Origin of the sequence: Yoonia sp. (assembly GCF_042093035.1) — a bacterium.
Taxonomy (GTDB): domain Bacteria; phylum Pseudomonadota; class Alphaproteobacteria; order Rhodobacterales; family Rhodobacteraceae; genus Yoonia.
Genome location: NZ_JBELFI010000104.1, coordinates 1 through 9,257 on the forward strand (window position 1 = coordinate 1; position 9,257 = coordinate 9,257).

Here is a 9,257-nt window from a genome sequence, read left to right on the forward strand (position 1 = left end):
AGGTTACTTTTTTGGGGGAACACATCCAATGACCTGTAAACTTGTTGCCATGACCTCTGTCATTGCTATCTCGGCCGGTATGGCCAACGCCGACGCGTTCAACCGCATCGCAAGCTTTCCGACATTTCTGAACAATGCCGACGCTGGCGAAGAAAGCTCTGCAGAAATTATCAGCGCCAGTGCTGATGGCATGACGTTGGTCTACTCCGACAGCCCATTGGGTGTAATCGGGTTGATCGACATCACCGATCCGTCAAACCCGAAGCCAAAGGGCAATATCGCAGTGGGCGGAGAGCCGACAGCCGTCTCGATCATCGGCAACACAGCTTTTGTGGGCGTGAACACATCCGAGAGTTTCACGAACCCCTCCGGCATGGTCAAAGCCTTTGATCTGGACAGCATGGCCGAGATTGCGGCCTGTGATCTGGGCGGGCAGCCCGATTCTACCGCAGCCGCACCAGATGGGTCATTCATCGCCATTGCAATTGAAAATGAACGGGATGAAGACCTTGGCGCGGGGCGCGTGGGCCAGATGCCGGCTGGCTTTCTTGTCACCGTCGATGTGGCAGACGGCACGCTGGATTGCGACACGCTTAATGTGATTGATGTGACCGGTCTGGCTGACGTTGCGCCCGAGGATCCTGAACCTGAGTTTGTCGACATCAACGCCGAAGGCGAGATTGTCGTGACCTTGCAGGAAAACAATCACATTGTGGTGGCAAACAAGGACGGCGTAATCAGTCATTTCTCTGCCGGGGCGGTTGATCTGGAAGGCATCGACGCGACCGACGAACGCGCAGCGCTGATCTTTAACGAAAGTCAGCCCGGTCGTGTGCGCGAGCCTGACGCGGTACAGTGGATTGACAACACGCATTTCGCCATCGCTAACGAAGGCGACATGGATGGTGGCTCGCGCGGCTGGTCGATCTTCAGCCAGGATGGTGAATTGGTGTACGAAAACGGCACCAGCTTTGAGCACGCCATCGTTGAAGTTGGCCACTACCCGGACCGCCGCTCTGACGCAAAAGGCGTTGAGCCAGAGGGGATGGAGTTTGGCGTCTTTGATGACACGCCGATGGCGTTCATTCTGGCGGAGCGTTCCTCAATCGTTGGTGTTTATGACCTGACCGATCCAGCAGCACCCGTCCTTAAGCAGCTACTGCCAAGCGGTGTCGGGCCTGAAGGTGCAGTGGCGATCCCATCCCGTAATTTGTTCGTCACCGCCAACGAAGTTGACCTGATCGAAGATGGCGGCGTGCGCAGCCATGTCATGATCTATGAATTGCAGGATGCAGCACCCGCCTATCCGCAATTGACATCCGCCGGTGCGGATGAGCTGATCGGCTGGGGCGCAATCTCTGGCATGGTGGCGGATAGGGATGGCATCGTCTGGGCCGTGAACGACAGCTTTTACGGCTTCCAACCGACGATCTTCAAGATCGACACCACCACTACGCCAGCGACTATCATCGACAGTATTCCGGTCACCCGCCAAAACGGGGAGCCAGCCCAGCAACTGGACATGGAAGGCATTACGTTGGACGGCGAAGGTGGTTTCTATATCGCTTCCGAAGGCCGCACAGATCGGGTCATCCCACATGCGATTTACCATGTAAACGCTGACGGCGAGATCCAGTTTCGCGACGGCGAGATCGGTCTGCCGCCGGAACTGATGGCGGTTGAGCGCCGCTTTGGTTTTGAAGGTATCACCAAGGTCGGTGATGTCTTGTGGATGGCTGTGCAACGTGAATGGGCGGATGATCCGGCCAACTACGTCAAACTGGTGGCCTACAACCTTGAAACCGAGGAATGGGGCGCAGTCCACTATCCCAAGGCGGAGCCCGCAACCGGTTGGGTCGGTCTGTCAGAGATCGTGGCACACGGTGACTATGTCTACGTCATTGAGCGCGACAATCAGATCGGCGGGGCCGCGGTAACCAAGAAAATCTATCGTATTCCGGCTGTCGAAATGGTCCCTGCACCCTTGGGCGAAGCGCTGCCCGTGGTCAGCAAAGAGGAAGTCCGCGACCTGATCCCCGATCTGCTGTCTTTGAACGGATATGTCGTGGACAAGGTCGAAGGTCTGGCCATTTTCGAAGATGGCACAGCCTGGATCAGCACCGACAATGATGGCGTGGACGATAGTTCTGGTGAGACATATTTTTGGTCACCAGGTCAGTTTTAAGTAGCTGAAATATTTGAGTAGCTGGCGTCGGAGGGAAACCTCCGGCGCTATTTTTTTACATGAGCATGCGGCGTGCAAACTGTCATCAACCGGATTCCAAAACGTCACATTCGGTAAACAGCGAGGTCACATAGCGTGCCGATGCTGAAGGTCTCACTCATCTGGCATGAGAAGAAGTCTCATTTGAGACATCCAATTTCTGTTATTGTGCCGATGGTACTGCATTTGATGACAACGGCAGATGCAAAAGATACCTGTTACCGGGTCTTTGACGTGGTTGCAGGCGGACTGCAGCGATTTCCGCGACGCCGCCATTCAACACTGGGTTGGAAAAGCACCGTCGCTCTCGAGCGCGAGGTGGCTTAAACGAGCATTTGGGGCGGCACGAAAGCGGGACGGGTCCAAAGCGGCTATTCTAATGGCCACCCCCAAATTTGGGCCGAAACCGAACATATGTAGGATAAAGGACCATGTTTGAGCGGGAAAAGTGACGAAACCTCTTGCCAGCACGGCTCAAACCCGACAACCTTCACTCAGATCAACGTTGGGAGAACCAGATCAACTGGTGCCGAAGGAGCAACCGCCCCGGAAACTCTCAGGCAACTGGACCGACGCTGATACCAATACTCTGGAGAGAGGCACGTCAATTTGTGCCCGCCGAAGGGATAGCAATCTCAGGCACACGGACAGAGGGGGCATCACCCGCGAAAGCTTAGGCTTTCGCGTTCAAGTGGTGCCGCAGGATGTTTCATTGTCCGATCGGCCCGTCATAGATGGAGGCCTTTGATGTCTGACCTTTTTCATACGCCGCTGCATGACCTCCATGTTGCACTTGGCGCCAAAATGGTGCCTTTCGCGGGCTACGCCATGCCCGTCCAATATTCGATGGGTGTCTTGCAGGAACACCTGCATACCCGCAGCAAGGCCGGGCTCTTTGACGTCAGTCACATGGGACAGGTGACCATCACGGGCGCGAATTACCGGGCGGTGGCAACTGCGTTGGAGGCGTTGATACCCGTTGATATCCGAGGACTTAATCAAGACCGACAGCGCTACGGTTTTTTCACTAACGACGCAGGTGGCATTTTGGATGACCTGATGCTGGCGAATCGTGGTGACCATATTTTTATGGTCGTGAACGCAGGCTGCAAGGCCGATGACATTGCCCATATGAAAGCCAGCCTAAGCGGTGTCACCGTCACCGAAATCACCGATCGCGCGCTGCTTGCGCTGCAAGGACCGGCTGCCGAAACGGTCCTGTCTGCGCTGGAACCAAAAGCCGCGAGCATGCGGTTTATGGATGTGGCTACCCTGTCGCTTGCAGGGGCCGTATGCTGGGTATCGCGGTCAGGATATACCGGCGAAGACGGCTATGAAATATCAGTGCCTGCAGCGCAGGCCAATGCGCTGGCACGTGAATTGCTGGCCCACGCAGATGTCGCGCCCATTGGTCTTGGCGCACGCGACAGCTTGCGTCTTGAAGGCGGGCTTTGTCTTTACGGACACGATATCGACACTGACACCACGCCGACCCAGGCCTCACTAAACTGGGCGATCCAAAAGGTGCGGCGCAGTGACGGCGACCGCCCAGGCGGGTTTCCCGGCGCAGACGTTATTTTGGCTGAATTGAGCCATGGTTCTGCCAGCAAACGTGTTGGCCTGCTGCCCGAGGGGCGCGCGCCGATGCGTGAAGGTGTGCCGCTTTTTGCCCAAGCTGATGATGAAACGCCGGTTGGAACGATCACATCCGGCGGCTTTGGACCCTCGGTCGGGATGCCAATTGCAATGGGCTATCTGCCCACCGAACATGCCATTAAAGGCGGCACGGTCTTTGGGGAACTTCGCGGCAAGCGCCTGCCGCTGACCATAACATCGCTTCCTTTCACACCCGCTAATTTCAAACGCTAAACTGACGGAGAACACAAATGAAATTCACTGAAGAGCACGAATGGCTACGCCCCGAAGACGACGTTGTCGTGGTGGGTATTACCGAGCATGCAACAACACAATTGGGTGATATCGTATTCGTTGAACTGCCCGATGTCGGCACTATGGTGACCAAAGACGAAGAGGTCGTTGTGATCGAAAGCGTCAAAGCTGCCTCCGATATCTCAGCCCCGATTGACGGCGAAATCGTCGAGGTAAACGCCGCGCTCGCCGACAATCCCGGACTCGCGAATGAAGACGCGATTGGTGCTGGTTGGTTCTTCAAAATCAAGCCTGCTGACCCCTCACAGATGGACAGCTTGATGGACGAAGCCGCCTATAACGCCTTGATCGCTTGAATTTCGGAGCCTACCATGACCTTCACCCCCACGGACTATCTGCCCTATGACTTCGCCAACCGGCGTCACATCGGACCATCGCCCGCCGAAATGGCGGAGATGCTGAAAGTTGTGGGAGCCGACGATCTGGATGCGCTCATCTCTGACACAGTTCCCGCCAAAATACGGCAGGCCAAACCGCTGGATTTTGGCAAACCGATGTCAGAGCGTGAGTTGCTCCATCACATGAAGGTCACGGCGTCCAAGAACAGGGTTCTGACCTCGTTGATTGGACAAGGCTATCACGGCACGGTCACGCCGCCTGCAATCCAGCGGAATATCTTTGAAAACCCGGCTTGGTACACTGCCTATACCCCCTACCAGCCCGAGATTTCGCAGGGCCGGCTTGAGGCACTTTTAAATTTCCAGACAATGGTCTCTGATCTGACCGGATTGGAGATTGCAAACGCCTCCTTGCTCGATGAGGCGACGGCTTGTGCCGAGGCCATGACAATGGCGCGGAGGGTTGCCAAAACGAAGGCCAACGGATTCTTCATTGATGAAAACTGCCATCCGCAAAACATCGCGGTGATGAAGACACGCGCCGCGCCCTTGGGCATTGAGATTACGGTAGGCAAGCCGGATGATCTGGACGCCACGACTGTTTTCGGGGCGATCTTCCAGTATCCGGGGACCTTCGGGCACCTGCGCGACTTTACCCCAGAGATTGCCACTCTGCATGGCAACAAGGCCATCGGCATTATCGCCGCCGATCCCCTGTCGCTGACATTGTTCAAGGAACCAGGTGCAATGGGCGCCGATATTGCTGTCGGCAGCACGCAACGGTTTGGTGTGCCGGTCGGCTATGGCGGTCCGCATGCCGCCTATATGGCAACGAAACAAAACTATGCCCGGTCGATGCCGGGCCGTCTTGTTGGTGTGTCCATCGACAGTCACGGCAACCGCGCCTACCGGCTGTCGCTGCAAACCCGCGAGCAACATATCCGCCGCGAAAAGGCGACGTCGAACGTCTGCACAGCACAGGCTTTGTTGGCCGTCATGGCGGGTTTCTATGCGGTGTTTCATGGCCCTGAGGGCCTTAAGGCGATTGCCCAACGCATCCATCGCAAAACCGCACGACTGGCCGAGGGGATCAAAGGTGCTGGCTTTGACGTGCGTCCCGCCACGTTTTTTGACACGATCACCGTCGAGGTTGGCCCGCTGCAAGCTGCCGTGATGAAATCTGCGGTAGATGAAGGCATTAACTTGCGGGCCGTTGGCACCACCCAAGTGGGCATTACGCTGGACGAGCGCACCCGCCCTGCAACGATCGAGGCCGTCTGGCGGGCCTTTGGTATCGAACGCGAAGACAAGGATTATACGCCGCATTATCATGTGCCGGAAAAACTGATCCGCACCTCGGATTACCTCACCCATCCAGTGTTCCACATGAACCGCGCCGAGACCGAAATGATGCGCTATATGCGCCGCTTGGCCGACCGCGACCTCGCCCTTGATCGTGCGATGATCCCGCTGGGATCCTGCACGATGAAGCTCAATTCAGCCGCTGAAATGATGCCGGTGTCATGGGACGAATTCTCGCTTTTGCATCCCTACATTCCCGTCGATCAGGCTGCTGGTTACATGGAAATGATCGATGACCTGTCCGCCAAACTCTGTGATGTGACAGGGTATGACGCAATCTCAATGCAGCCCAATTCCGGCGCGCAGGGTGAATACGCAGGTCTGTTATCAATTGCGAGCTATCACCGCGCGAACGGCCAAGGTCACCGCAACATCTGTCTGATCCCAATGTCCGCGCATGGGACCAATCCGGCCTCGGCCCAGATGGTTGGCTGGAAGGTTGTACCAATCATGTCAGCCGCCAATGGCGATATCGATCTGGATGACTTCCGCGCCAAGGCAAAGCAGCACGAGGACAACCTTGCAGGCTGCATGATAACCTATCCATCCACCCACGGCGTGTTCGAGGAAACCGTCATCGACGTTTGCAAGATCGTGCATGACCACGGCGGTCAGGTCTATATCGACGGGGCCAATATGAATGCGATGGTCGGACTGTCACGGCCCAGTGATTTAGGCGGCGACGTGAGCCACTTGAACCTGCATAAGACGTTTTGCATCCCCCACGGTGGCGGCGGTCCAGGCATGGGGCCAATTGGCGTCAAATCCCACCTCATTCCGCATCTGCCAGGCGATCCGACAGCCGGCGAAGGGGCTGTGTCTGCGGCGGCTTTTGGGTCACCATCATTGCTACCGATTTCTTGGGCCTATTGCCTGATGATGGGCGGTGATGGATTGACGCAGGCGACGCGCGTTGCAATTTTGAACGCCAACTACATTGCCAAGCGGCTCGAAGGGGCGTTTGACGTCCTTTACAAGGGCCCCACAGGCAGGGTCGCGCATGAATGTATCATCGACACGCGGCCCTTCGCCAATAGCGCCCATGTCACCGTGGATGACATCGCCAAACGGCTGATCGATTGCGGCTTCCACGCCCCCACGATGAGCTGGCCCGTGGCAGGCACCTTGATGATTGAACCGACAGAATCTGAGGCCAAGGCCGAACTTGACCGGTTTTGCGATGCCATGCTTGCCATCCGGGCCGAGATTGCAGACATAGAAAACGGCAATGTCGATCCTGAGAATAATCCGTTGAAGAATGCACCTCACACGATGGAGGACCTCGTAAAGGACTGGGACAGACCATACTCGCGCGAAACCGGATGCTTTCCGCCGGGCGCATTCCGAGTGGATAAATACTGGGCACCGGTAAACAGGGTCGATAACGTCTGGGGCGATAGAAACCTGATCTGCACCTGCCCTCCGATGGAATACTATTCAGACGTCGCTGATTGACGCAACCTCCGAAAGACTTCTGATCCGCAGCGAAACTCCACTTTCCGCTAATTCTGTGGAAAAACACCTGTTCGCTTATGCAAAAGGTAGCGATCTGACCGTCGGGCAAGCGCCTTTCGAAGCAGGCTTTGCGCGTTTGCTGCGGTACTGGAAAGATCTTGGCAAATTGGCGGAGGTTTCGGGCGGTGGCGGCGAGGAGGAATTCATCGTTTGCACCGCATGGTCGTTGCAATCGGAGCCTTCCCAGCCCGAAGATGCGTTTGGGATGGGCCATAGCATCTCCAATTTCTTTTGATGCAGCAACGCGATCACATACTGTTTGGTCTTTGCGACATCGCGGGACATGATCTTCAAGCGTGACCTCATAAAACAGCACAGCTTGCGCGTCCTGCTTTGGCCCCGACATCGCCAATCCTCGCGCTGAAAACAGAAAGCGAACCAGCGAATTGTCTCCGGATCAAGGACGAGTTTTTCAACAGAATTAGCCCATGACGTAGAGCTTTTGTTTCACAGCAAATGTCCGCGTCCAGGGAACTGGCCGAAGATCGGCCGAGATGACAATCCGCAAAGGCAGGCATTCGGGGTCACATGATGCCTAAATCAGCCCGGATCCGATCGGATCGACTGCGCACTATATCTTCGCCCAATGCTTGTCGACGCGACGCTCGGCGCGCATAATGCGGTGCGCCGGAGCGAAGGGCAGGTCACGATCCCCGGCGCAATAAACGGTAGGGCCTTCGCGAAAACGATTGTAACGTCTGTGCCCATCGGGTCCGATCTTCGCTCATGCGGCGTCGCGATCAATTAATCAGGGTGGATATCTCATGAAAAAGGCAATACTCTTCGTTCTTATGACCGTGGGCCTGATGAGCTGCGCTGCTGCCCCGTCCGAAACTGCGTCTCGCGGCGGGTTTCAGCTCATCGGAGCAACGGTTGTTGCACCGGAGGGCTCCGATTGGGTCACTTTGAAGTCAATCTCTCGCATTGTGGCGTTCGGCAAAGCTGGCGACCTGCTGGGGGAAACAAATATACTCAGCGTCGCCATTGTGCGCATTGACGCAAGTCTGAGCGATAGCGCTTTTCTGGCACAGGCAAAGCGCGCGAAAGCCCCCGAAAACAGACCGTCACGCTTTCAAGACGCCATGATCAGCACCCGGGAAGTTGCCTTCAAGGGCGCGCAGTGCATACGGTTTGAGGGCAGTTCCCTCAACACAACGGCCCGCATCGAGACAGCAAGCGACGTATATGAGAGCAGAACTGGCTATACCTGCCGTCATCCCCTGCGCAGGGACGCCGTTGTCGAATTCACCCTGACGAGCCGCTCAGGTTCGCGCGGCCATTCGGCAGCGGAGCTGGGCCTGGCCGAGAGATTCTTCGAAAACATTGCATTTAACGAAAACCTCTTTGACAGGCTTCGGGAACGCGGAGAATAATCCGGCCGGGTCATTCAGTTGGGCGGACCAAAAGTCCATCGGTGATCCAAGATATCCCGCAAGTTGATATCGTCAGGTGAGCCGCGATTGCATGATGTCCCTTTTTCAGGTCGCCGGCATTGCAGGCCGATCATTCTTTTGGAAAGTTTTTGAAAAGCGATTTTTTGGAAACAAGGTCACGCGCACGGGCACTTGCGACAACCAGCGTATTGGTGCTTTCAGGTTGCGAAACTGAACCTCCCCTTGTTTATCGGAGGCCCAGCAGCACCTTTTACGATACCTTAGACAAAGATATCTCACCTCTGTGGCAAAGCAACAGATTCTGAAATTTGGGATTTCTCAGCTGGAACAGGGCCAAGCCTGGGCGACCTTCTTTTGGGGCCAGGCAGATCACTTCGACGGGGTGGATGAAAACTTTTCCATCAGGCCCAATCTCGCTATACAGGGTTATGAATAACTTGTCGCATATCGAGCGTTTGCTTCCAGAGCTTCGAG

5 protein-coding genes, 1 pseudogene and 1 riboswitch are annotated in these 9,257 nt (G+C 56.0%); of the genes and pseudogenes, 5 read left to right on the forward strand and 1 reads right to left on the reverse strand.

All coding sequences use genetic code 11. The features are described from left to right. The first annotated feature begins 28 nt into the window (after nucleotides 1-28). From ACFDSS_RS11800 to gcvP, 4 genes are all read left to right on the forward strand, one after another. Nucleotides 29-2,185 (forward strand): esterase-like activity of phytase family protein, encoded by a 2,157-nt coding sequence (locus tag ACFDSS_RS11800; protein WP_375255940.1) that lies wholly within the window; start codon nucleotides 29-31, stop codon nucleotides 2,183-2,185. Between the two features lie 535 nt (nucleotides 2,186-2,720). Beyond that, a riboswitch (glycine riboswitch) is annotated at nucleotides 2,721-2,806 on the forward strand. A gap of 165 nt (nucleotides 2,807-2,971) precedes the next feature. Beyond that, complete coding sequence (gene gcvT / locus ACFDSS_RS11805; protein WP_375255941.1) at nucleotides 2,972-4,093, forward strand: glycine cleavage system aminomethyltransferase GcvT; 1,122 nt, start codon at nucleotides 2,972-2,974, stop codon at nucleotides 4,091-4,093. A 17-nt stretch (nucleotides 4,094-4,110) separates the two neighbouring features. Beyond that, nucleotides 4,111-4,470, forward strand: coding sequence for a glycine cleavage system protein GcvH (gcvH, locus tag ACFDSS_RS11810; RefSeq protein ID WP_375255942.1), 360 nt, complete (start codon nucleotides 4,111-4,113; stop codon nucleotides 4,468-4,470). Nucleotides 4,471-4,485: 15 nt separating this feature from the next. Next, nucleotides 4,486-7,329: an aminomethyl-transferring glycine dehydrogenase gene (gcvP, locus tag ACFDSS_RS11815; RefSeq protein ID WP_375255943.1), complete on the forward strand. Its 2,844-nt coding sequence runs from the start codon at nucleotides 4,486-4,488 to the stop codon at nucleotides 7,327-7,329. Nucleotides 7,330-7,453: 124 nt separating this feature from the next. Here gcvP and ACFDSS_RS11820 read toward each other — a convergent pair. Beyond that, a pseudogene (locus tag ACFDSS_RS11820) lies at nucleotides 7,454-7,668 on the reverse strand (IS5/IS1182 family transposase); the annotation flags it as partial. 485 nt (nucleotides 7,669-8,153) lie between these two features. Between ACFDSS_RS11820 and ACFDSS_RS11825 the strand changes: the two are divergent. Then, nucleotides 8,154-8,762: a hypothetical protein gene (locus ACFDSS_RS11825; protein ID WP_375255944.1), complete on the forward strand. Its 609-nt coding sequence runs from the start codon at nucleotides 8,154-8,156 to the stop codon at nucleotides 8,760-8,762. Nucleotides 8,763-9,257 lie beyond the last annotated feature (495 nt).